We start from the raw sequence: 21,767 nt of genomic DNA, 5'->3' as shown, positions 1-21,767 counted from the left end.
CTGACTTGTTTCAAGGTCCACTCGGTAGGATGCGAGGCTGGCAAGCCGCAGGTAGGGAGGACGTTTGGCGTACGGAGACCGACACCTGTTCCGTGATCATGGGGACGTGGCGCCGTCGGTGATCGGCGCGGAGCATGTCGCACCGCTCGATGACGAGGAAGACGTACCCGAAACGGCATACATCCCCTGCGCGCGCGTGGCCCGTGGAGACAGCGACGTCACGGTCGAGCTGCGGGACACCGCCGACGGGCACCGCGCGTTGCTGACCTTCACCTCACTTCAGCAGCTCGTCGACGGTTGCGGAGACGGTCAGCCCTGGGTTGCTGTCAAAGGCGAGCAGATCGAAGACATCAAGGCACGCAGTGGTGCAGACGTCGTGCTGTGGGACGCGGCCCTCCCGGCAGAGGAGCGGCGCACCCGGTTTCAACAGGGGGACTAATGGCGGATCTGAACGCGCACCCTGAGCTGCTTAACGCGCTGGCCAGCAGGCTTCGCAACACCGGTGCGGAACTGGAGGAACAGGCCACGCCTCCACCAGATCCGCAGGCTGGAGTCATCACGGGTGCAGTGCAAGGAGCCATCGCACTGTTGACTGAGGCGATGGGGAACCTTTCAACGGGCATCGCGGCTGTCGGAGATGCGACCGCAGACAGTCGTGCCGTGTATTCCGAAGTCGACTACGAGCAGGCAGCCGCTCTTCGGGTCGGCGAGCTGGCGGCCGAGCAGCCGCGGTAGACGTGGGGGAGATCGATGTCGCTGGATACTGAAGTCAAGGGCGACCCGGAGAGCTTGACTGCGGTGTGCGATTGGATGAGCAAGCAATCTGAAGGCGCCGAAGAGGCAGCCCGTCAGGTGCAGCTCACCAGCACGAATTCCGAGTCAGGATGGGTTGGCGCAGCCGCCGACGGCTTCCGTGCTGTCTTGATCGGCGCTGGCAGGATGGCCGATACCGAGGTTCGAGCGCTGAAGGACACGTGCCGTGCACTCCAGATCCACGCCGACGATCTCCGCACGGTCAAGGCCATGATGCAGCGCGCTCGCGATGTCGCGCAGGAAGGCGGCCTCACGGTCAACGGCTTCAAGATCGAAGAGCCTGGGCCTGCACCGCCCGATCCGAAGCCGCTGTCGAAGCAGGCGGCACCGCAGGAACGACAGCAGCATGAAGCGGCGGTCGATGCGCAGGCGGCGTTCGATCGCAAGGCAATGGCATATGCGCAGGCCAGTCAGATCGTGAAAGAGGCCAAGGACAAGGAATCGCAGTCCCAGCACGTCCTGGTGCGCTTCCTGTCGGGTGTGCTTGACCCGGCGAAGTTGTCTCTCACGCTCACCGACATTTCAGGCGGATTCGTTGGAGCGACGGCCGTTCGGCTCAGCAAGTACAAGGAGTTCGCCGACGATGCCATGACCAAGGCCGAGCGTTCCGCCAAGCTGACGACAAGCCAGAACCTGAGCATCGCCAACCGCACCAAGGCCGCGGCGATCCAGATCACGAACGACATGCGTGCCCAAGACGCGCTGAATGAAGCCACAGCTTCCCGCGCAGCCCGTGTCATCGACCGGTTTCCCCCGAGGGTGCAGGCAAGCCTGCGTCAGCTCGACGCGAAACTCGTGCCCAAGGGGTTCAAGCCCGCCAGCCCCTGGCTGAAAGGCGCTTCCAAGTTCGGGAAGATCATTCCTGGGCTGGGGCTCCTGGCTACTGCCGGCGGCATCGGATACGACATCAGCCAGGGCAAGGACCCGACCATCGCGGTCGCCAGCGGAACAGCTAGCTTGACGTCCGGTGCGATCGTCGGCGCCGCGATTGGCGGCCCACCAGGGGCGATCGTCGGTGGCCTCGTCGGTATCGGCGTCGGATTCGCCGTTGAAGAATTCGGCGATGACATGATCAACGCTGGCAAGCGACTGGAAGAGATCAACCCGAAGATGACCAGGTAAGGGCCAGAGCGAGATACCGTGGCAACTTCACTTCCCCGTCGTCCGAGTCCTCAGACTGGCGCGCCCCGCCCGCCGCAGGCGCCACGAATCACCGTGTGGACAAAGCTGCCGCGGCGTTCGTCGAAGTTCGCGCGCTACCCGAAGGCGCCTGAAGGCCGCGGGCCCGTGTTGGAGTGGTACCAGTCGACGATCGACTCGGCGATCATCTCCGGGCTCATCGTGTCAGCGATCCTGTTCGCCCTGATGTGCCTTCGAGACTGGGGATTCGAGTGGATGGGGACGTGGTGGCTCTGGCTTTTCGTCCTACCGCCAGTAATCCTCTGGCCCCTGTGGATTCTGTTCTTCCACTCATCCGGGATTTCAGCGGGCGCAGACTGGCTCGCGCTCAAAGATGGTCACATCGACACCTACGAACTCACCGAGGTGACGGTCGAAGGAGCCAGCGCCGGCCTTGCGTGGACGCTCGAGCTCAAGGACAAGAAGGGCAACGAGCTCTCGATTGATGCGGCTGACGTCGAGGCAAACCAAGCATTGTGGGACCTCGTCTACAACGGCATCCTTCATTCAGTGCAACACGGGAGCGCAAAAACCAACCAGAAGGCGTTGGACAAGCTGAAGCTTCGGTCATACTAATCCAAAGAAGATGGAACGTGCTCGGCAACGGCGATACTGCCGAGCTAACCAGCAGAAACCGTAGGACCGTGTCCAGGCTAGCTGACACAGCTCACGGAAGCTACTCACCGGTTCGTGCCCATCAAGGGGGGCGATCCAGCATAATGACGGCCATGTCCTTATTCGTGCGCGTGCTCTTTCTCGTCGGTGCCCTGGCTATTGCTGCTGCCATTGCTGGCGGCATGATGACGAAGGGGATGGAGTACACCAGTTGGGTTGCCGGAACTATCGCGGCGCTGTCCATCGCTTGTGGCCTGGTGATGCGTGCCTTCATGCGTGGCGTCGACGACCGTGATACGACGAGAGACCGTGTTGACCAGCGGCAAGTGAGGGCCAAGGGGCGCATTGTGGGCAAGTCTGGTGGAAGCGCGGCGAGTGCTGACCTGATCCGGCAGACGCGCCTAGAGGCCGACGGCGACGTCATCGGTAAGCAGGAGTTCCCTAACTCTGACTCCGACCGATAGACCACAAACTTTGGAGACATCGTGTCGACGAGCCGTCAGACCGTCACACAGAAGCACATTCGCGCTGGCCGCGATGTCGTGGCTAACCAGTCGATTCATCACCACTATGGAATGCTTCCGCAAGCGCTCGAAACATTACCAACTGTCCCAGATGCGTTCACCGGTCGGGATAGTGACCTACAACGCTTGTTGGAAGCGTTAGATCCGACCACAGAAGCCGTAGGCGGTGGCGTGGTCATTTCGGCAGTTGCCGGCATGGGCGGTGTCGGCAAGACTGCACTGGCGACGGTGGCCGCGCATACGGCTCGTACGCGCGGATGGTTCTCGTCAGTGTTATTCATCGACTTGCATGGATACACGCCTGAAGCCGCACCGATTGATCCCGAGCACGCGCTGGAGACGTTGTTGCGCGATATGGGTATTTCGGCGGTACATATTCCGCCCACGCTGGACCAGCGGGCGAAGCTTTATCGGTCGCGACTGCAAGAGATTGCCAAGGAGCGAGCTGGTCCTGTCTTGATAGTAGCTGACAACGCTGCCGAGGTGGAACAAGTTGAACCACTATTGCCCGGCCGTGGGTGTCATCGGCTGCTAATTACGTCACGCAGTCATTTAGACCTACTGCAGGCGGCCGTGCGTGTTGACTTGGATGTCTTGAGCCGAGACGCGGCACGGTACCTATTAAAGGAAGTGCTCACAGCTTCTAATCCCGTGGATGCGCGCGTTGATGACAACGAGGGTTTGGGTCGCATTGCCGACGCATGTGGTTTCCTCCCGTTGGCCTTGCGGATCTGCGCGGCGCGCCTAAGTAGGTCGCCACGGGTAACTCCGACACGTCTGGCTGACCAGCTGGACGACAGGGTACGGCGGCTCGACCGACTCGATTTGGGGAATAAGCGAAGGGCTGTACGAGCCGCTTTTGATGTCTCGTTCGAACGGCTGTCAGCCGAGCAGGCAGAGGTATTCGTTTTGCTTGCCCTCAATCCAGGGCCTAGCCTCTCAACCGCGGCCGCCGCTGTTCTGGCCGGTAAGGACGTCGACGAGGTAGGAGAAGTGCTGGATGAGTTGGCTGCCGCGCACCTACTGAGGCCCGATGCTGTTGATGCCGGACGTTGGGCGATGCATGACCTCCTCGCAGACTACGCCCTCCACCGCCTTGCCGAGCCTCAATTTTCGTCGATTGCTCCGCGCCGGGCACATCGCCGATTGTTGGTCTACTACAATCAAATGGCTTATCATGCAGATCAACACGTGCGTGTCGAGTCGGCGCCTCGAACTTCCAATGCCTTCAATGGCCGAGAAGAGGCATTAGCGTGGTTCGACGCCGAACGGGCCAACCTGGTTGCCGCTGCCCACGCGGCGGCAGACGCCGGGCATGCGGACATCGCATTCGGTCTTCCAACTTCTATGTCTGAACTTCTCCAAATTTTGCGTTATTTCGATGATTGGGTCGCCGTATCTTACGTTGCCTATAAGGTGGCTTATCCCGCGGGAGGGTACCTCTGCGAAGCTAAGGCATCGGATAACCTGGGCGCTGCCCTCTCAGGGGTGGATCAATTTGAGAAAGCAATCGAGGCTCACCAGCGCGCAATTTATCTTTACCATATGATTGGTGATAGCGGGGGTGAGGCAAGGGCGTGGAACAATTGCGGAGGTGCCCTATTGGCAATGGGGAACGCAGAAAAGGCTATCGATTCCCACCGGCGTGCGCTGGATATTCGCCAAAGGATTGGGGACCGCTACGGGCAGGCTAGGGCTTGGAACAACCTCGGGGCTTGTCAGATGGCTTTAGGGAACTTTGAGGATTCTATTCAATCACACAACCACGCTATCGCTCTGTATAAGGAGGCTGGCGACGGCCTCAGGTATGCTAGGGCGTGGACAAACCTTGGTATTGCCCACCATGCCGCAGGGAAGCATGAAGAATCTGTGAAGCTGTTGAAGCGTGCGGTGGTTCTGTGTAGGCAGGAAAAGAGCAGATATTTCGAAGTTTACGCATTGATTAAACTCGGGTGTGCTTTGGTGAGCGCAGGTCGGCTGAAAGCGGGTGAAAAGAAACTCAATACTGCCGTGGAACTTGCTAAGAAGATAGAGGCGAATGACCTTCTTCGGATTGCCGACGAAGGCTTGAGAGAGATCCGAACCGAGAGCTCGAAGGAGGCATCCGTGAGCGACGTTATCGGCAGCTTGACTCCCGAGCTCCAGGAGGTCTTCGTTGCAGTACTCGACGAACACGACAACGATCTGCTGAACTCGTTGCGGGCGAGCAGCGAGCCCAGCCAAGATGAACGCGAGGCTGTGGAAGATATCCTTTCCGACGCCTTCAGCGAGCACATCGATCATGACGGCGAACCGACTGAGCGCGGACGTCTCATCGACGACGCGCTGGGAAAGTTCCTGCTCCGCTGGCCGATCGACGGTTGACCAGGACCGTGCACGATGCTGGATCGGTTTGAGCTATTTCGAGTGCTTGGCTGGCGCAGCTCAGAACCAAGGAACTTCACTGTCGAACGCTCTTTGGGCATCAGTTCACTCCGCCCGTTCGATACGTGAGGCCATATTGCACTGGATGATGCCCGACGTTCCGGGCGTGCTCGGCGAACCGACTGTCCTGGATGCCTCGGCTCATCCCGCTCAAGTCGTAGGCGCTCACCTACGAGATCGACAACTACTTCGGCGATACGTGATCATGTCGGCTCCGTGCTATCTGGTCACCGAGAAGATGGCGGCCATCTGACGGGTTCTGGGCTTGGGCGGTTCGAGATCCGAGACGTCCAGATCACCTACGGCGAGGACGCCTATGAACGGCTGGAGCGACACGGGCTCAGCGAGTTCCCCGGGTTCCGCTGGCTCGTGGTGGCGGGTACAGCAGGCCGCGACGACGTGGACCTCACGCCCCGAGGCCATCTCATCGTCTCGGACGCCGCCCTCGCGCTCTTCCGTCAGGGAGATCTTGGGCGCTGCGATATCGAGGAGTACAACTCCAACACACACCGGTGACCCCGGTCCGCCGCCACGACCAACTCCTCGTCGAGCTCTGGACATTGGTGACTTAAGAACTACGAAGCTGAGCGGAGGAGCCTACTCTTCCAGGTCTGTGGTGAGGCGGTCGCCCAGCGTAGGGCGGTTTCCAGCTTTTCAAGATCGTCTCGCGGTACTCCGTAGCGCAGCGGGACCACCCACAAGTAGGACCATGTAGCCCGCGTTTGGCGCGGTTGGTTGTTGCGGTAGTGCTCGCGGGTCCGGTCCCGGATGGCTTTCGTGTTCGGTCGTTCATCGGTGCCGCGTTGCACGATGCCGGCATACAGGCAGCCGTGGGCGTGGTCCAGTGCAACGTAAAGCGCCGATGGCCAGAGGGGGAGTGTCTCGACCGTCCAGTGGCCCTCGGTATCGCGCAGGGGATACACACATCGCACGAGATCCTCAGCAGCCACGGCCAGGTGCTGGCCGGTTAGGGTAGCGACACGTTCGGCGAGGGCAGGCTGGAGTGTCCAACCGGAGTTCACTTGTTCCCCTCCGACGGGTACTCGTACACGTTGGCGGGGACTGGTGGCGGAACGATGGGAATGTTCCCCACGCTGCCCCCCAGTTTCCACAGGAGTTGCTGCAAGGCCTCACGCTCTGCCTTGGTTTCAAAATTGGGTGGGGAAGCGCTCTCAAGGATCCTAGTCAGAGTCAGAGCAACTCCGTGGATCTTGGTTTGGAGCTGGTCGAGGGTCGGTGTCGGCTCATCATCGTTGTAAGTGCTCGCGCGAGCGGCTTCGCGTCGGACCTCGATTTTTTTGCGGCGACTACTGGGCAGTCCGTGAAACGCCGTCTCGAACACGTTCCATTCGAGTGCGCGCACGGGGGCGCCGTATGACGTGATGATCTCCGGAGCGCCGTCGATGCCCGTGTTGACCGCTGGAACGGTGAAGAGGCGGGAAAAGTCCTCGGGTTCTCCGGGGACACGTTTGACCCAGTCTGCGAGGGCTTCTCCGAGCATTAGTCGGCCAGCCGTTGTTGCGCTGAGCGCAGCGACAATCGTGTTCGGCTTGGCCCTGTACGGGGTGTAGCGCTCTTGGGGTGTGTCCGTGCGCAGGTTCTCCTTGGAGCCGCGGTCACGACTTAGTGCCTCGGCGACGATCAGTGCGTCGCCGCCGAGCAGGGCTAGCTCGGCGCAGGCAGCTGGCTCTTCCTCAGCGCGCTTGCGCAGCTCGTTGACGGCGGCTGTGGCTGCCTCCTGAGGCGGCAAGTCGAGCTGAGCGGGGGTGAGTCGGGTCAGGGTGATGGCGGCCTCACCTGCACTGACCCGGTCCCACATCTCCCTAGTGACCGAGCCGCCGTCCGTCCAGGCGTGCACGACCCCAGGAAATAGGTTCTTCTCTCCCGACCTCAGGAAGCGGGTGGCGAAGGTCGCCACGACTTCGAGAAGGTTGCGCGGGAACTGCGAGTCGGTGGGATCGAGCGAGAGGTACTCGGCGATGGCCGTGCGGATCACCGGTCCCGCTTCGGCCGAGAGAACTGCCTCGATGAGGGCACCGCGTGCGTAGGCCGGATGAAACGGCAGCCCGGTGGCGTTGGTGAAGTCCTTGCTGTGCAGACGTCCGGAGAGAGCAGCAGCCTGCTCTTTGGTGAGCTTGCCGACTCGGGCGGCCGTGGCCAGGGCATCGGCGACGGCTTTCTCTCGATCGCTGCCTCCGCCCCACGAGCGGGTTCGGAGGTGGATCTGGGTGAGGAACTCAGTGAACCACTGCGTGGTGTCGCAGGGCTGGCCGGAACGACTAAAGGTGCCGGTGACGAGGTTCACCGGGGCGAGATGGGAATGGAGCAATTGGATTTCGCTCGCCGACCAGCCGTGGGTCTCGGCGGTCTGCAACGCTGTGTTGACCGCCTTGCGGGAGGCCGAAACCGCATCGTGCGCAAACATCCGGCCAACGATCTGCTCAGCGGTCTCGCGGGCCTTGTTTCTGGGGATTTTTTCGCCAGGCTTGAGCCCGAGGATGGTCCGCCAGGCCGACACCAGACGGGACTGCCCGTCGATGACCACGACGATCGTCTCCGAGCTACCGTCGGCGTAATGCACCCGCATGGTCATTGCCACGAGGGCCTCTTGGACTCCGGTACGGGCAATGGAATCGGACCAGTCATAGTCCAACAGGTGGTGCTGCACCGTGTCGACGATCATGCGGCGCAGGTCCGCGGACGTAGGCAGATGGATTTCCAGCAGGCCGGGTGTGGAGCCCTCCAACGCAGGGTCGGTGACGTGGCCGCTGGTGAATGCGTGCTGCAGCTTTGCAAGAAACCGCGGGTTGACCACCAAAACTTTCAGCCCAGGAAGCTGGTGGAGAGGACTGCGGACCGCTGTCGCGTAACAGGTATCCGTGGCTAGACGCTGTAGTCGGGCAATGGGGGAAACCGTGGGCAGTGGCGCCTTGCTGTTTCTGCTCCGCCGGCTCCGGAGCTGCTCGGCAACGGTATCGGGATGGACGAGCTGGTCAAGGACCTCATGTGGGTGCGTGATGCCGGACATGAGAGCGGCGACCGCCTCCGAGTCCAGTGTCACCGAGGGGTGAGTCGGGGCTTCGTCAGCAAGTCCCTTCAATTCGGACGGTGACGGCACCAGCTGCATATCCGTGAGGCCAGCCCCCAGTGCGGCATCCAACTCAGTCGTCAGTTTGCCTTCGAAGCGAAGGGCCACGTCGTCATCTTGAGCGCCGGGTACGTCAAAGGTGGGCGAGGTGGACACAGTTGTGTACTCCTGTCGAGGTGCCCCGGAACCGACCGGAGCGGGATCATCCACAATGGACCCACGTTGGGGCCGCCGCTCGGGATGGCAGTCCCACGACAGCGTCCACCCTTCGCCCTGAAGGCGAATAGGCCGACCCGGTCGCAACAGTCACAAGGACGCGCTTGCGCCAACCGGCACACAGGGGATGGCCCGTCGGGCTCGCTGTGTCCGATCGCCGCCTATTGGCGGAATCACCCAGAGGGTGGGGCAACCACGACTCGCTCGTGCTGAGCAGCCGAGAGCAATCATATAACATCCGGATCTTCGTCCCCGCGCTGCGGCAGAGACCCAGCCTGTCTGACCGTGAGGATGACCGTCCGATACAGGGTGGTGCCAGCACCTCGGGGTTGGCGAGGACCGGAACTTCAACGTTAGCTAGCGGCGTCGAGGCGTGGTGCCAACCTTAGGGCTTGCGAAAGTATCCGCAGGAGTGCCTGGGAGGGGCTCGGATTGAGCTAGACGCTTCGACGATCCCCTTCAGGGCGAATATCGGGCAGCTTGCTCAGTTGGTGGGTGGGCTGTTGGTGGCGAGTGGGTGGGGTTCGCCGGTGAGGGTGGCGAGTGCGGTGGCGATTTCGGGTATCCCGGCTTGGGTGTAGGCGGTGGTGGTGCCGGTGTCACTGCTGGTGGTGGTATGGCCTGCGTAGGCACGAGCGATGGCATAGCCGTGGTTGCGTTCGACCCAGGTGAGGGCCGTGTGGCGCAGCCAGTGGGTGCTGATGCCTTGGGTGTGGACCCAGGGCAGGTGGGTGCCGATGCGGGTCCAGAGGTGGTCGTAGCGTCGTCTGGTGATGGGCTGGTGATTGCGGTAACGCAGGAGCTGGTCACCGGGCTTCGTAGCGCCGCGCTGCTGGGCGTGGTCACGCAGGTGGGCCATGAGCGTGGGGGAGACGGGCTGCCACCGCACGGTTTCGCCCTTCTCATGCAGGAGGACCAGGCACTGGTCCGGATCGAGATCACGGAGGGTGAGGGAGAGCGCGCCGCCGCGTCGGCAGGCGGTTTCGATGTGCAGGCGCAGGATGAGGGTGTCGAGTGCGGGGTCGTCGCCGGTGGTGGCGGCGATGTGGTTGATCTCGTTGAGTCGGTTGTCGGGTAGTCCGCGTCGGGTGCTGGGGAGTCGTCGGGGTTTGGTGGCGTTCTTGGCGGGGTTGTCGGCGTCGGTGATGAGTTTGTCGTCGACGGCGTGGTTGTAGACGCAGCGGATGGCGGCGATGAGGTGCTCGGCCGCGCCCCGTCCGCCGCGGGCGTTGCGACGGACCACGACCTGGGAGCGGATGGTTTCGGCGAGCTGCTGGATCTCCAGGGTGGTGGGTTCGTCGAGGTGCCGGTGGCCCCAGTGTTCGAGGATGCGGTTCCAGTAAGTGCCGTAGACGCGCTTGGTACCGGGGGAGACGGCTTTGGCTACTTCGGGGATGTAGTCGGCAAACGTCGGCGCCTGCGGCTTCGGTGCGGAGGTACCGAGGAGGTCTTCGGGGGAGACACCGAGGCGCTCCAGCAGCAGGCGGGCGGCATCAAGATCACTGGAACCGGAGTTACTGGTGTGGGTCATGGTGTGGCCTTCGTGGTGAGTTCGGCTCGAGCGGCCGCGTGACGGTCAGCCAGCGCCGCATCGAGAGCGGTGAGGGTGTCGACGAGCAACAGGTCGTGGACTGGGTCGGCGGCCAGGAGCACCGCGTCGCCGGCCCGGATGCCGCAGCACCGCCGGGCGCGGGAGGGCAGGACGATGCAGGCCGTGGCCGGGAGGCGATGAACACCGGTGGGATCGGGATAGATCACCAGCGCCGTGGAGGTCGCCGTGATCGCGATGGGCTGCCGTGGCGGCCAGTCCAGTGCTCGCAGGATCGGGCTGGCCGAGACCCGGCCCGCCCGGTCGACGTGGCCGATCCCGTAGACGGTCGTTGGTGGTGTCGGCTCGGTGCGGATCTGGGGCACCGACATCGGCCACTGCTTCTGCCGAGCCCCACGTGCTTGAAGCGGGGAGTCGACGCGGGGCGGGACCAGCCCGCTGATGATCTGCTCGCTCACCGCACCCACCGCCTCGCTGTGGGGCTGGTGAACGCAGCAACACCGCAACGATCAGAGGATCGCTGCGGTGTTAGAGTGCCTGCCGTGCGTTGGTGAAATTGCACGCATTTTTGTGTCCGAGGGGGGACTTGAACCCCCACGCCCATTAGTAGGGCACTAGCACCTCAAGCTAGCGCGTCTGCCATTCCGCCACTCGGACATCTCGGGTCTGCCGCCGTTTTCGGGGCGTTCCCGCTGTGTTGTGTTAATAGATTAGCTCATGGTCATCTGCGCCTCGCAGGGACCCCCCTGTTGGCGCAGCGGGTGATAGAAATGCCTGGTGAGCGAGCACAACGGGATCTCCGGTACTGATCAGGACGCGGGGTTGGCGCTGGCGCAGGACGAGGTCGTTCAGCTGGCCAGTGATCTGATCCGCATCGACAGCACGAACACGGGGGACGCCGACACTCTCGTGCCTGAGCGGGCCGCGGCCGAGTACGTGGCCGAGAAGCTCGGCGAGGTCGGCTACGAGGTCACCTACGTCGAGGCCGGCGACCAGGTGGGGCGGGCGAACGTGGTGGCGCGGCTGCCCGGTGCCGACCCCTCGCGGGGCGGTCTGCTGGTGCACGGGCACCTCGACGCGGTGCCCGCGGATCCGGCCGAGTGGTCGGTGCACCCCTTCTCCGGGGCGGTGCAGGACGGCTACGTGTGGGGACGCGGGGCCGTGGACATGAAGGACATGCTGGCGATGAGCCTGGCCATCGCCCGCCGCTACAAGCGGGACGGCATCGTGCCGCCGCGCGACATCGTCTTCGCGTTCGTCTCCGACGAGGAAGCGGGCGGTTTCCAGGGGGCGCAGTGGCTGGTGGATCACCGGCCGGAGCTGTTCGAGGGCTGCACCGAGGCGATCAGCGAGGTCGGCGGCTACTCGCTGACGCTCAAGGACGGCGTTCGGGCCTACCTGGTGCAGACCGCCGAGAAGGGCATCCGCTGGCTGAAGCTGCGCGTGCGGGCGCGTGCGGGCCACGGGTCGATGGTGCACCGGGACAACGCGGTCACGCAGCTGTCCGAGGCCGTGGCGAAGCTCGGCAACCACCGGTTCCCGCTGGTCATGACCGACAGCGTGCAGGAGTTCCTGGACGGGGTCAGCGAGATCACCGGCTGGGACTTCCCGGAGGAGGACCTGGAAGGTTCGGTGGCCAAGCTCGGCAACATCTCCCGCATCATCGGGGCGACGCTGCGCGACACCGCCAACCCGACGATGCTCACCGCCGGGTACAAGCACAACGTCATCCCCTCGGTCGCCGAGGCGGCCGTGGACTGCCGGATCCTTCCCGGCCGGGAAGAGGCGTTCGATCGGGAGCTGGCCGACCTGCTGGGGCCCGACGTCGAGCGCGAGTGGGTCGGGCTGCCGCCGGTCGAGACGAAGTTCGAGGGCCGGCTGGTCGAGCAGATGCAGGCCTCGCTGCTGGCCGAGGACCCCGGCGCGAAGGCGCTGCCCTACATGATGTCCGGCGGCACCGACGCGAAGTCCTTCGCCCGGCTGGGCATGAACTGCTACGGCTTCGCCCCGCTGCAGCTGCCCGCCGACCTGGACTTCTCCGCGCTGTTCCACGGCGTGGACGAGCGGGTCCCGGTCGACGCGCTGAAGTTCGGCGTGCGGGTGCTGGACCGGTTCATCCGCAACAGCTGACTGTCGGTGCCGTCTGGTTACATCTCCCGCAGTTGATCATCGTGTCGGGAGGTGTGGCGTGGACTTGGCGCGCTTGGTGGAGAGCTACCTGGAGCACTTGCAGGCTCGCAAGCTCGCGGCCAACTCGTTGCGCGCCTACCGCCGCGACCTGGAGTCGGTGGCCGGTGAGCTCGTCGAGCTCACCGGCACGCCCGCCGAGAGGATCGCGGCCGACGACCTGGACCCGTCGATGCTGCGCTCGGCGTTCGCGCGGTTCGCCGCGCGCCGCTCGGCGGCCACGGTGACGCGTGCCTGGTCGACGTGGAACGGCTTCTTCGGCTTCGGCGTCGTCGAAGGTGCGGTGTCGGGCAACCCGATGCAGGTGGTGCCCAAGCCGCGCAGCGCGCCCGCCGCGCCGAAACCGCTGCAGGGGGAGGAGACCCCGGAGCGCCTGTTGCGCCAGGTGGCCGCCGGGGTCCGCAAGGCCCGGAACCCGTGGCCTGAACGCGATTTGGCGATCCTGGCGACCCTGCTGTGCACGGGTGTGCGCTCGGCGGAACTGCTGGAGCTGACCGTGGCGTCGCTGGCGGGCAGGGCCGGGGACCGGCGGCTGCACGTGCAGGGCAAGGGCGGCAAGAGCCGCTCGATCCCCATCGAGGATGGCCTCGACGGACTCGTCCAGACCTACCTGCGCACCCGAAAGCAGCGCTTCGGCAACCGGCTCCCCGGCGCCGAACCGCTGTTCGTCGACCACCGGGGCGAGAAGCTCCAGCGCGGTGGCCTGCAATACCTGGTGCGGCGGTCGTTGCAGGCCGCCGGGGTGTCCGACCGGGTGCAGCCCGGGGCGATGGTGCACGCCCTGCGGCACACCTTCGCCACCCGGCTCGCCGAGGACGGTGCCAGCGCCGCCGAGATCGCCAAACTGCTCGGCCACTCGTCGATGAACTCCAGCCAGACCTACATCGACGTCACCGCCCGCGAGCAGCGGCTGTCGGTGCAGGCCAACCGCACCCTGCGGGTTCTCGGCGAGCTCGGTTAGCCCCAGGTGGAGGTTTCGGCGAGGCCGATGCGGGCGCCGGAGTCGTCTGTCAGCAGCATCGCCTTGCCCAGCGCGGGGTGGTCGAGGCGTTCGGCCTCGCCGCCGCGTTCGGCGGCGTGCTCGGCGACCTCGTCGAGGTCGGTGACCGCGAAGTAGCACAGCCAGCCCGCATCCCCGGTGGCCTCGCTGCGCCCGGCGATCGCCCGCCCTCCCGAGACGTAGGTGCCCTCCTCGACGGTCCAGCCGAGGGTCTCGGCCCAGAACGCGTCGGCGCGGGCCGGGTCGGTCGTGGACAGCTCGGCCCAGCACGGTTCTCCCGGGCGCGGTTCGGGTGCCTGCGGGCCGTGCTGGGCGCGTCCCTTGGTGACCTGGGCGAGCGCGTTGTCCGGGCCGGTCAGCGAGCAGTCCATCGGGGCGCCGGCGAACACCAGGCGGAAGCCGGGGGTCTCGTCGGCGCGAGGTTTGCGGATGAAGGCACAGCGGCGGTTGCCGACCCAGCAGTCCAGTCCGGCCTCCACGGGCACCGGCGACCAGTCGAGCACGACTCGGTAGAAGATGGCAGCAGCCATCGGATCGCGACTGAGCAGGTCGACGCGACGCAAGCCGCGGACCGCAGGACGTGCGGGCACCGTCGTTTCCTCGCCACCGGGGATCTGTTCATCTTGCCACCCGCGCACGCCGGCACAATGCCCCGTTCGTCCCAGGGATGGAGCGGACCCCTCGTGGGGCGTGCCGGGTGCGCGTGGTGGCGTTCGGGAGTTCAGCGCAGGCGCTCTAGCTCAGCGGCGACGTCCACGACCTGGGCCGCGAGCTTGCGCAGGTCTGACTGGTCGGCGTCGTCGTCGACCGCGGTCACCACGTCCTCGGCCGCGCAGCGCAGCTGGAACAGGCGATCCTGCAGATCAGCGAGCTCGGCGGCCGACAGCACCACCGAGTCCTCGGGGAGCCCGCCACGCTGCACCGCCGTCCTGCGCTCGTAGGCGCGCTGCCGGCAGGCTTGCGCGCAGTACAGGCGCGGCCTGCCCTGCCGTCCGGAGTCGGGTACGCGCCTGCCGCACCAGGCGCAGTGACGCACCTGGCGAGCTCGTCGGGTGGGCTCGACGGAGTTGTCCACGGTGATCACGTTAGTCAACCCCGGTGATCTTGTCGGCGTCGCCACGCCGACTGCGACGCCACCGGCCCGACACCGGCTGGTCACCTGCGTGCGGCAGAGTGGCGACCGTGACGCATCCCTTCCTGGACGGGCAGTGGCCGCGCGCGTTCGCCCACCGCGGCTGGCACCTCGGCGATCTGGCCGAGATGGAGAACTCGCTGAGCGCTTTCCGCGCGGCCGCGAACGAGGGCTACCGCTATATCGAGACCGATGTGCACGCCACCAGCGACGGTGTCGCGGTCATCCACCACGACGCGTCGCTGGACCGCACCACCGATCGCGACGGCGACATCGCGAGCCTGCCGTTCTCGGAGGTGTCGCGCGCCAGGATCGCCGGACGGGAACCGGTCGCGAGCCTCGACGCGGCGCTGGAGGAGTTCCCCGACCTGCTGTTGAACATCGACGTCAAGGCCGACAGCGCCGCCGGACCGGTGCTGCGGACCGTGCGCAGGCACAACGCCTGGGACCGGGTGTGCCTGGCTTCGTTCGTCGACCGGCGCCTGACCCTGCTGCGCAAGGTGGGCGGCCCGAGGTTGCTGACGTCCACCGGCCAGCGCGGCGTGGCGGCGCTGTGGGCGTGGTCCCGCCTCCCGTGGGCCCCGCCACGGTCGATACGGACCTCCCTGACCGGATTTCAGTGGAAGTCCGGACTCCGATTTCCACTGAAATCCGGTCCCGGACTTCAGTGGAAATCCGGTCAGGGGGGTGAGCTGGGGTTTATTAGGGGTGCTGCTGTGCAGGTTCCCGCGCGGCACAAGGGGCTCGAGGTCGTCGATGAGCGGTTCGTCGGGCTGGCTCATCGGTGGGGTGTCGAGGTGCATGTGTGGACGGTCGACGAGCCGTCGGAGATGCTGCGGTTGCTGGACCTGGGCGTGGACGGGCTGGTCACCGACCGCCCGGACCTGCTGAACCGGCTCCTGCGGGAGCGGGTCGGCGACGGCGCCCGGAGTTGAGCGGACGACGTTTCTCCGAACCTGTGCGAAGTGCGTCTCACGCGGGAACCGGTAGCCAGTATGGTGCCTCCAATCGAGTGATCCACTCCGCGGAGGACCGAACGGAATGAGCGTGATGGACAGCGAAGCGGCACCGGGGGCCGCGCAGCGCCGCCGGGAACAACGCGGGTGGTGCTGGTACGACTGGGCCAACTCGGTCTTCCCGACGTCGGTGACGACGGTCTTCCTCTCGCTCTACCTGACCTCGGTGGCCACCGCCGCGGCCAAGGCCGACGTCGCGCGCAACGGGATCAACGCCTGCGCGGGCGACAACTCGCTGGTCAACTGCGACATCTCGATCGTGGGGCTGACCTTCCCCGCCGGTTCGCTGTGGGGCTACCTGCTGTCGGTGGCCACCGTGGTGCAGGTGGTGGTGCTGCCGATCACCGGCGCGATCGCCGACCGCACCCAGAACAAGCGGCTGATGCTGGCGCTGTTCGCCTTCGGCGGCGCGATCACCACGGGCCTGCTGGCGCTGGTCGCCGGGCAGAACTGGCAGCTGGGCGTGGTGCTGTTCATCATCGGCAACATCTGCTTCGGCGCCTCGATCGTCGTCTACTACTCGTTCCTGCCGGAGATCGCCGACGCCGACGAGCGCGACAACGTCTCCACCCGCGGCTGGGCGATCGGCTACCTCGGCGGCGGCACGGCGCTGGCGCTGCACCTGGTCATCTACCTCGGGCACGACGCCGTCGGCCTGTCCGAATCCGCGGCGGTGCGCCTGATCTTCTTCTCCTCGGGCATCTGGTGGGCGGTGTTCACGCTGCTACCGCTGACCGCGCTGCGCCGGCACAAGGCCGCCGAGGGCGGTGACAAGGGGGCCGCGGCGGTCACCGCGGGCTTCAAGCAGCTGATCGGCACCCTGCGCGAGGCCAAGCACTTCCCGCTCACGCTGGCGTTCCTGGGTTCCTACTGGATCTACACCGACGGCATCTCGACGGTGTCGCAGGTCTCGGCGCAGTACGGCAGCCTGGAGCTCAAGCTGCCGCAGGACTCGCTGATCGTGACGTTGCTGATCGTGCAGTTCATCGCCTTCGTCGGCGGCGTGCTGCACGGCGTGCTGGCCCGCCGCATCGGCGCGAAGAAGACCATCCTGGTCAGCTTGGCGACCTGGCTGCTCGTGCTGGTGGCCGCCTACTTCGTGCAGGCCGGGCAGGAGATGCAGTTCTACGGACTGGCCGTGGGAATCGGCATGGTCCTCGGGGGCACCAATGCGCTGTCCCGTTCGTTGTTCAGCCAGATGATTCCACCGGGCCGCGAGGCCGAGTACTTCTCCCTCTACGAGGTGGGGGAGCGCTCGACGTCGTGGCTGGGGCCGCTGGTGTTCGCCGGCGTCGGTCAGGCGACCGGTTCGTTCCGGCTGGCCATCATCTCGCTCGTGGTGTTCTTCGCGGTCGGCCTGGTGCTGGTCGCGCTGGTGCCGGTCCGCAGGGCCATCGAGGCGGTGGGCAACCGGGCACCGGAACTGCTCTAGCGCGTGTGCGCAGAGTGATCAGGCGTGTTCGTCTCGCGATCGAGCGGGCATTGCTCCATGCTGGTGATCTAGGAGTGCTGGGGAATCCGCAAAAACGGAATATGCCAGTACGCTGCGTTGTGATCACGGGGAGGATCATGGCACTACGAACGGTCACGTAGTGGATGAAGGGATCGGCCATACGGGTCGTGATCTGCATCCCACAATGACTAACAATCCAGGGTCCTGCTTGGCGATGGTGACCGGACATCTGGCACTATCACCCGTTCGAACCCACTTGTAGATTGCTGTCGGGAGAACGCGTCACGAACGCCGCTCGACCGCGTCTCTAGGAGGACAGCCGTTGTTGACGGGTGAACAATGTCACCGACGGCGACCAGCAACACGACGCCGGGAACAGATGACGGGTACTCCGTCGTTGCACACGGTGAGCACAACCGCTCGGGCTCTCAGCCCGGGCCGAAGGGAAAGGAACCGTCATGGCCGACCGCGTTCTGCGTGGCAGCCGGCTCGGAGCTGTCAGCTACGAGACCGACCGTAACCACGACCTCGCACCGCGCCGGACGGTGCGCTACGCCTGCCCCAAGAGCCACGAGTTCGAGGTGCCCTTCTCCGACGACGCCGAGGTCCCGCCGACTTGGGAATGCCGCCTCCACGGCACCGAGTCCAAGATCATCGACGGCAACGAGCCGGAGCAGAAGAAGGTCAAGCCGCCGCGCACCCACTGGGACATGCTGCTCGAACGACGCACGGTCCCGGAGCTGGAAGAGCTGCTCAACGAGCGACTGGAGCTTCTGCGCGCCCGTCGCGGCCGGTAGAACTCGCATACAGGCATCGCAAGCGTCCGAGCTCAGCTCGGGCGCTTACGTGTGTCTCCATTGATCAAATACTCCGTGGTCACCCTGCTCAGCGGTGCGGGTAGCGGAACCTGACACGCCTTCTGGCTCCGGGATCCGAGGCTTGTGTATGCCCAATACACGGCACGTCGGCTGTCCTCCCCAGAAGACGTGTCAGAACCCGCGGCGGTGCCGGTTGATCAGGTGGGGCACGGAGAAACCGGCTTCGCCGGTTGCCTGACGTAGGGCGCCTCGCGCCTGCTGGTGTCAGGGGAGTAGGGAGCGGATTGCTCCTGCTGCTTGGCCGCCTCTGCGGCGCAGGCCCCACTTGGTGACGCGGAGCAGGGCTTCTCGGACGACCTCCGCGTCCATCTTGGAGGCGCCGAGCTCTCGTTCCACGAAGGTGATCGGGACCTCGACCACCGTGAACCCCGCCTCCACCGAGCGCCAGGCCAGGTCGACCTGGAAGCAGTAGCCCTGCGAAGCGATGTTGTGCAACTGGACCGTCTCCAGCACCTCCCGCCGGTACACGCGGTAGCCGGAGGTGATGTCGTTGATCGGCACGCCCAGCGCCAGCTTCGAGTAGACGTTGGCGCCGCGGGACAGGAACTCCCGGTACCAGGGCCAGTTCACCGTGCGGCCGCCGGTCACGTACCGTGACCCCAGCACCACGTCCGCACCGGTCCCGCTGTCGCCGAGCATGCCGACCAGGCGCGGCAGGTCCTCCGGGGCGTGCGAGCCGTCGGCGTCCATCTCCATGATCGCCGTGTAGTCGCGGGCCAGCGCCCACTCGAACCCGGCGACGTAGGCGGCCCCCAAGCCGGCCTTCTCGGTGCGGTGCATGACGTGCAACCGGTCGTCGGAAGCCGCCAGCCGGTCGGCCACCTCGCCGGTGCCGTCCGGGCTGCCGTCGTCGACCACCAGCACGTTCGCCGCGGGCAGCGCGTCGAACAGCCGCCGCACGATCGGTTCCAGGTTCTCCCGCTCGTCGTAGGTGGGGATCACCACCAGCACCTTCTCGGCCGGGGCTTGCCTCGCCATCCACATCCTCCTAGCCGGTCACCTGGACCGGCCGTGCACTCGTTCGTCGATCAGGCGTCGGACTTCCTCGACCGCCACCCGGCGGCCGCGATCGCGCCCACCCCCAGCACCGCCAGTGTCCACATCGGAACCGAGCCGAGCTCGGTGGCCGGTGTCCGGTTCGCTCGCAGCGGAACCTCGGCGGTCAAGTTCTCCTCGGTGAACAGCTCGGTCTGCGCGATCACCGAACCGTCCGGCGCCACCACCGCGCTCACCCCGCTGGTGGCCCCGACCAGCACCGCCCGGCCGGTCTCCACCGCGCGCAGCCGGGACATCGCCAGCTGCTGGTAGCTCATCTCCGAATGCCCGTACCAGGCGTTGTTGGTGGGCACCGCCAGCAGCGTGGCGCCCTCGGCGGCGGCCGGCCCGAAGACGTCGTTGTAGGCGACGTCGTAGCAGATGCCCACGCCCAGCTTCAGACCCGCGACGTCGATCACGCCCGGTTCCTCGCCCGGCGTCATGTCCGACTTGAAGCGGTCCACGAACGGGCTGACCAGACGCGCGACCTCCCGCATCGGGATCGTCTCGGCGAAGGGGACCAGGTGCTTCTTGACGTAGCGGTCGCCGAAGCCGGTGCCGGGATCCCAGCGCACGACCTGGTTGTGCAACTTCCCGTCGCTGTCCTGGCCGAGCCCGCCGACGACCAGCGGCACGCCCAGCTGGGAGGCGATCGCCGACAGCTCCGGGTCGGTGCGCGAGGGGCCCCAGCTGCCGACCTGCTCGGGCAACAGCACGAAATCGGGTCGTGCGACCCGCCCGGCTCGCACGTCGTCGACGAGCGTCTGCGCCGCGCGCACGTGGTTGTCGTGCAGGACGTCGTCCTCGTAGAGCAGGCCCAGACCGAGGTTGGGGGCGTTTCCCTGCACGATGGCCACCCGCGCGGTCCCGGCGTTGGCGTCGGTGCCCACCAGCGGCCAGCACGCCAGCCCGCCCAGCAGCGGCACGGCGATCGCGGCCACCGGCACCGCCCAGCGGCGGCGCGGGGCGCGCACGAGCTCGGCCAGCCCGCCGCCGACGAGAGCCACGGCGAAGGAGATGAGGGTCGCGCCGCCGATCGCGGCCAGCGACAGCAGTGGTCCGGTGTCCTGGGTGAAGGCCAGCCGACCCCACGGGAACCCGCCGAAGGGGAACGCGGAACGCACCGACTCGGCCGTGACGAACACGGCCGCCATCCAGACCGGGGCCGCGGGCAGGCGGCTGACCAGCGCCATCCCGGCTCCGGCGAGTCCGATGAACAGCGCCTCCACCGCGGCCACGCCCAGCCAGGGCCAGGGACCGAAGTCGGCGCCGAGGAAGTCCTGCAACCAGCCCAGCAGCGGCAGCAGGAACGCGAACCCGAACACCACGCCGTAGCCGAAACCGGCGCGGGCCCTGCGGTGGCGCACGACGGCGACCAGCACGGCCAGCGCGAGAGGAGCGACCCACCACGCCTCGCGCGGCGGTGAACCGGCGTAGAGGGCGAATCCGGCGGCGATCACCGCGACCAGGCGCAGCGCCCAGGCGGTCCGTCGTCCGGGAGTGCGGCGATCCGGCTGCGCGACGTCCTGCGCAGGAGCCGTGGGGACTACCACCCGACCAACCTTCTCGGTGCTTTCTCGGCCCCGCCCGGGACCGCCAACGTTGCCGCGTGCCCAGGCACGCCTTCGCCCAAATGTACGCGCTGAGCCGGGTGCGCTCCGCACACAGGCCCTGAGCAGGCGATTGACCACCGCGTGTGACCCCGCTTACTCTCGATCGGCCCGGTGATCATCGATGCGCCCGCCGAAAGCGCACCTCAGCGATGGTCGCGCTACGACCGACCGATCGAACGGAAAGAGGACCGATGAGCACCGGACACGAGGAGATCGGCGGCGGAGCGCACCCGGTCATCGCGCTGCACGGCTGGTTCGGCTCGGCAGCTGCCTGGCGGGTGCTGCACCCGCACCTGGACACGAGCCGCTTCCGCTACGTCTTCCCCGACTACCGCGGTTACGGCGCGCGCATCGACGAGGCGGGCGAGCACACCCTCGCCGAGGCCGCCGCCGACGTCCTCGCCCTGGCCGACCGGCTCGGCCTGGAAACGTTCTCGCTGGTCGGCCACTCGATGGGCGGAGCGGTGGCGCAACGGGTCCTGGCCGACGCGCCGCACCGGGTCCGGGCTCTGGTCGGGATCTCGCCGGTCCCGGCAGCGGGAGTGCCCTTCGACGACCAGGGCTGGGCGCTGTTCTCCGGTGCCGCCGACGACCTCGCCAACCGCCGCGCCATCATCGACCTGACCACCGGGAACCGGCTCACCGCGGTGTGGCTGGACGCGATGGTCGAGCACTCCCGGCAGCACTCCGACCCGGCCGCCGTCGCCGACTACCTCCGGGCCTGGGCCCAGACCGACTTCCACACCGAGATCGAGGGGAACCCCGTGCCGGTCAAGGTGATCGCCGGAGAGCACGACCCCGCCCTCGGCGAAGAGACCATGAAGGCCACCTTCGGCCAGTGGTACCCCAACTGCGATCTCGAGGTCTTCCCCAACGCCGGCCACTACGCGATCGACGAGACCCCGATCGCCCTGGCCACCACCCTCGAACGCTTCCTGTCCACCAGCGCCCTCTAGATGGTTGATTCCGTGAAGATCACGTGAGGCGGGGTGCGCCCGTAGTTATGGGAGGAGGGTGTTCAAGATCAATGTGTGACGAAAGAACT

Annotated in this window: 20 protein-coding genes and 1 tRNA gene; 13 read left to right on the top strand and 8 right to left on the bottom strand. The window is 66.0% G+C overall.

Translation table 11 applies throughout. From position 1 onward, the window contains the following. Nucleotides 1-106: 106 nt before the first annotated feature. The 7 genes from AB0J78_RS32055 (at nt 107) to AB0J78_RS32025 (ending at nt 6,071) form a co-directional block, all read left to right on the top strand. A complete protein-coding gene (locus AB0J78_RS32055; RefSeq protein ID WP_363795583.1) occupies nt 107-439 on the top strand; it encodes an SAV_915 family protein in 333 nt (110 codons plus the stop codon). Beyond that, nucleotides 439-735: a hypothetical protein gene (locus AB0J78_RS32050; protein WP_363795581.1), complete on the top strand. Its 297-nt coding sequence runs from the start codon at nt 439-441 to the stop codon at nt 733-735. The genes AB0J78_RS32055 and AB0J78_RS32050 overlap by 1 nt, the downstream gene beginning before the upstream one ends. A 15-nt stretch (nt 736-750) precedes the next feature. Next, entirely contained in the window at nt 751-1,935 is a 1,185-nt protein-coding gene (locus AB0J78_RS32045; RefSeq protein WP_363795579.1) for a hypothetical protein, read from the top strand. Between the two features lie 93 nt (nt 1,936-2,028). After that, complete coding sequence (locus AB0J78_RS32040) at nt 2,029-2,568, top strand: hypothetical protein (protein ID WP_363795577.1); 540 nt, start codon at nt 2,029-2,031, stop codon at nt 2,566-2,568. A 152-nt stretch (nt 2,569-2,720) separates the two neighbouring features. After that, the gene (locus AB0J78_RS32035; protein WP_363795575.1) at nt 2,721-3,071 is read left to right on the top strand and encodes a hypothetical protein; all 351 of its coding nucleotides are present in this window, start codon (nt 2,721-2,723) and stop codon (nt 3,069-3,071) included. 21 nt (nt 3,072-3,092) lie between these two features. Next, nucleotides 3,093-5,495, top strand: a complete 2,403-nt coding sequence (locus tag AB0J78_RS32030; protein ID WP_363795573.1) for a tetratricopeptide repeat protein — start codon at nt 3,093-3,095, stop codon at nt 5,493-5,495. 276 nt (nt 5,496-5,771) lie between these two features. Next, the gene (locus tag AB0J78_RS32025) at nt 5,772-6,071 is read left to right on the top strand and encodes a hypothetical protein (RefSeq protein WP_363795571.1); all 300 of its coding nucleotides are present in this window, start codon (nt 5,772-5,774) and stop codon (nt 6,069-6,071) included. Between the two features lie 502 nt (nt 6,072-6,573). Here AB0J78_RS32025 and AB0J78_RS32020 read toward each other — a convergent pair. From AB0J78_RS32020 to AB0J78_RS32005, 4 genes are all read right to left on the bottom strand, one after another. Beyond that, nucleotides 6,574-8,799, bottom strand: coding sequence for a hypothetical protein (locus AB0J78_RS32020; protein ID WP_363795569.1), 2,226 nt, complete (start codon nt 8,797-8,799; stop codon nt 6,574-6,576). Between the two features lie 544 nt (nt 8,800-9,343). After that, a complete protein-coding gene (locus AB0J78_RS32015; RefSeq protein ID WP_363795567.1) occupies nt 9,344-10,390 on the bottom strand; it encodes a tyrosine-type recombinase/integrase in 1,047 nt (348 codons plus the stop codon). Next, a complete protein-coding gene (locus tag AB0J78_RS32010; RefSeq protein WP_363795565.1) occupies nt 10,387-10,866 on the bottom strand; it encodes a hypothetical protein in 480 nt (159 codons plus the stop codon). Before AB0J78_RS32010 ends, AB0J78_RS32015 begins: the two co-directional genes overlap by 4 nt. Nucleotides 10,867-10,979: 113 nt before the next feature. Further along, nucleotides 10,980-11,065, bottom strand: a tRNA-Leu gene (locus tag AB0J78_RS32005). A 120-nt stretch (nt 11,066-11,185) separates the two neighbouring features. Between AB0J78_RS32005 and AB0J78_RS32000 the strand changes: the two genes are divergently transcribed. Both AB0J78_RS32000 and AB0J78_RS31995 read left to right on the top strand, forming a co-directional pair. Beyond that, nucleotides 11,186-12,538, top strand: coding sequence for a M20/M25/M40 family metallo-hydrolase (locus AB0J78_RS32000; RefSeq protein ID WP_132684213.1), 1,353 nt, complete (start codon nt 11,186-11,188; stop codon nt 12,536-12,538). A gap of 58 nt (nt 12,539-12,596) precedes the next feature. Beyond that, on the top strand, nt 12,597-13,556 hold the full coding sequence (locus AB0J78_RS31995) for a tyrosine-type recombinase/integrase (RefSeq protein WP_363795563.1): 960 nt from the start codon (nt 12,597-12,599) through the stop codon (nt 13,554-13,556). Here the strand turns inward: AB0J78_RS31995 and AB0J78_RS31990 are convergent. Together AB0J78_RS31990 and AB0J78_RS31985 are read right to left on the bottom strand one after the other, a co-directional pair. After that, nucleotides 13,553-14,185, bottom strand: coding sequence for a hypothetical protein (locus AB0J78_RS31990; protein ID WP_363795561.1), 633 nt, complete (start codon nt 14,183-14,185; stop codon nt 13,553-13,555). The genes AB0J78_RS31995 and AB0J78_RS31990 overlap by 4 nt on opposite strands. Nucleotides 14,186-14,316: 131 nt before the next feature. Then, nucleotides 14,317-14,679 carry a hypothetical protein gene (locus AB0J78_RS31985; RefSeq protein ID WP_363795654.1) on the bottom strand — a complete coding sequence of 121 codons (363 nt, stop codon included), beginning with the start codon at nt 14,677-14,679 and terminating at the stop codon, nt 14,317-14,319. A gap of 98 nt (nt 14,680-14,777) precedes the next feature. On the opposite strand from AB0J78_RS31985, the gene AB0J78_RS31980 reads away from it, so the two are divergent. From AB0J78_RS31980 to AB0J78_RS31970, 3 genes are all read left to right on the top strand, one after another. Beyond that, nucleotides 14,778-15,662 (top strand): glycerophosphodiester phosphodiesterase family protein, encoded by an 885-nt coding sequence (locus AB0J78_RS31980; RefSeq protein WP_363795559.1) that lies wholly within the window; start codon nt 14,778-14,780, stop codon nt 15,660-15,662. Nucleotides 15,663-15,768: 106 nt separating this feature from the next. Beyond that, nucleotides 15,769-17,175, top strand: a complete 1,407-nt coding sequence (locus tag AB0J78_RS31975) for an MFS transporter (RefSeq protein ID WP_363795557.1) — start codon at nt 15,769-15,771, stop codon at nt 17,173-17,175. 479 nt (nt 17,176-17,654) lie between these two features. Further along, nucleotides 17,655-17,993: an RNA polymerase-binding protein RbpA gene (locus tag AB0J78_RS31970; RefSeq protein WP_363795555.1), complete on the top strand. Its 339-nt coding sequence runs from the start codon at nt 17,655-17,657 to the stop codon at nt 17,991-17,993. A 285-nt stretch (nt 17,994-18,278) separates the two neighbouring features. Here AB0J78_RS31970 and AB0J78_RS31965 read toward each other — a convergent pair whose 3' ends face one another. Both AB0J78_RS31965 and lnt read right to left on the bottom strand, forming a co-directional pair. Continuing rightward, nucleotides 18,279-19,052 (bottom strand): polyprenol monophosphomannose synthase, encoded by a 774-nt coding sequence (locus AB0J78_RS31965; RefSeq protein ID WP_363795553.1) that lies wholly within the window; start codon nt 19,050-19,052, stop codon nt 18,279-18,281. Between the two features lie 50 nt (nt 19,053-19,102). Next, nucleotides 19,103-20,662, bottom strand: coding sequence for an apolipoprotein N-acyltransferase (gene lnt, locus AB0J78_RS31960; protein ID WP_363795551.1), 1,560 nt, complete (start codon nt 20,660-20,662; stop codon nt 19,103-19,105). Between the two features lie 251 nt (nt 20,663-20,913). On the opposite strand from lnt, the gene AB0J78_RS31955 reads away from it, so the two are divergent. Further along, nucleotides 20,914-21,678: an alpha/beta hydrolase gene (locus tag AB0J78_RS31955; protein ID WP_363795549.1), complete on the top strand. Its 765-nt coding sequence runs from the start codon at nt 20,914-20,916 to the stop codon at nt 21,676-21,678. The last annotated feature ends 89 nt before the right edge of the window (nt 21,679-21,767 follow it).

Source organism: Saccharopolyspora sp. NPDC049426 (genome assembly GCF_040676935.1).
In the GTDB taxonomy this organism is placed as follows: Bacteria; Actinomycetota; Actinomycetes; order Mycobacteriales; family Pseudonocardiaceae; genus Saccharopolyspora.
The sequence above is the reverse complement of the archived record's forward strand: the minus strand, read 5'-3'. Positions and strand labels throughout refer to the sequence as shown.

What these genes read in the sequence shown, in the direction of transcription:
- AB0J78_RS32050 (WP_363795581.1), top strand. Translation starts at nt 439, where the DNA reads ATGGCGGATCTGAACGCGCACCCTGAGCTGCTTAACGCGCTGGCCAGC.
- AB0J78_RS32045 (WP_363795579.1), top strand. Translation starts at nt 751, where the DNA reads ATGTCGCTGGATACTGAAGTCAAGGGCGACCCGGAGAGCTTGACTGCG.
- AB0J78_RS32035 (WP_363795575.1), top strand. Translation starts at nt 2,721, where the DNA reads ATGTCCTTATTCGTGCGCGTGCTCTTTCTCGTCGGTGCCCTGGCTATT.
- AB0J78_RS32015 (WP_363795567.1), bottom strand. Translation starts at nt 10,390, where the DNA reads ATGACCCACACCAGTAACTCCGGTTCCAGTGATCTTGATGCCGCCCGC.
- AB0J78_RS31975 (WP_363795557.1), top strand. Translation starts at nt 15,769, where the DNA reads ATGAGCGTGATGGACAGCGAAGCGGCACCGGGGGCCGCGCAGCGCCGC.
- AB0J78_RS31970 (WP_363795555.1), top strand. Translation starts at nt 17,655, where the DNA reads ATGGCCGACCGCGTTCTGCGTGGCAGCCGGCTCGGAGCTGTCAGCTAC.
- AB0J78_RS31965 (WP_363795553.1), bottom strand. Translation starts at nt 19,052, where the DNA reads ATGGCGAGGCAAGCCCCGGCCGAGAAGGTGCTGGTGGTGATCCCCACC.
- AB0J78_RS31955 (WP_363795549.1), top strand. Translation starts at nt 20,914, where the DNA reads ATGAGCACCGGACACGAGGAGATCGGCGGCGGAGCGCACCCGGTCATC.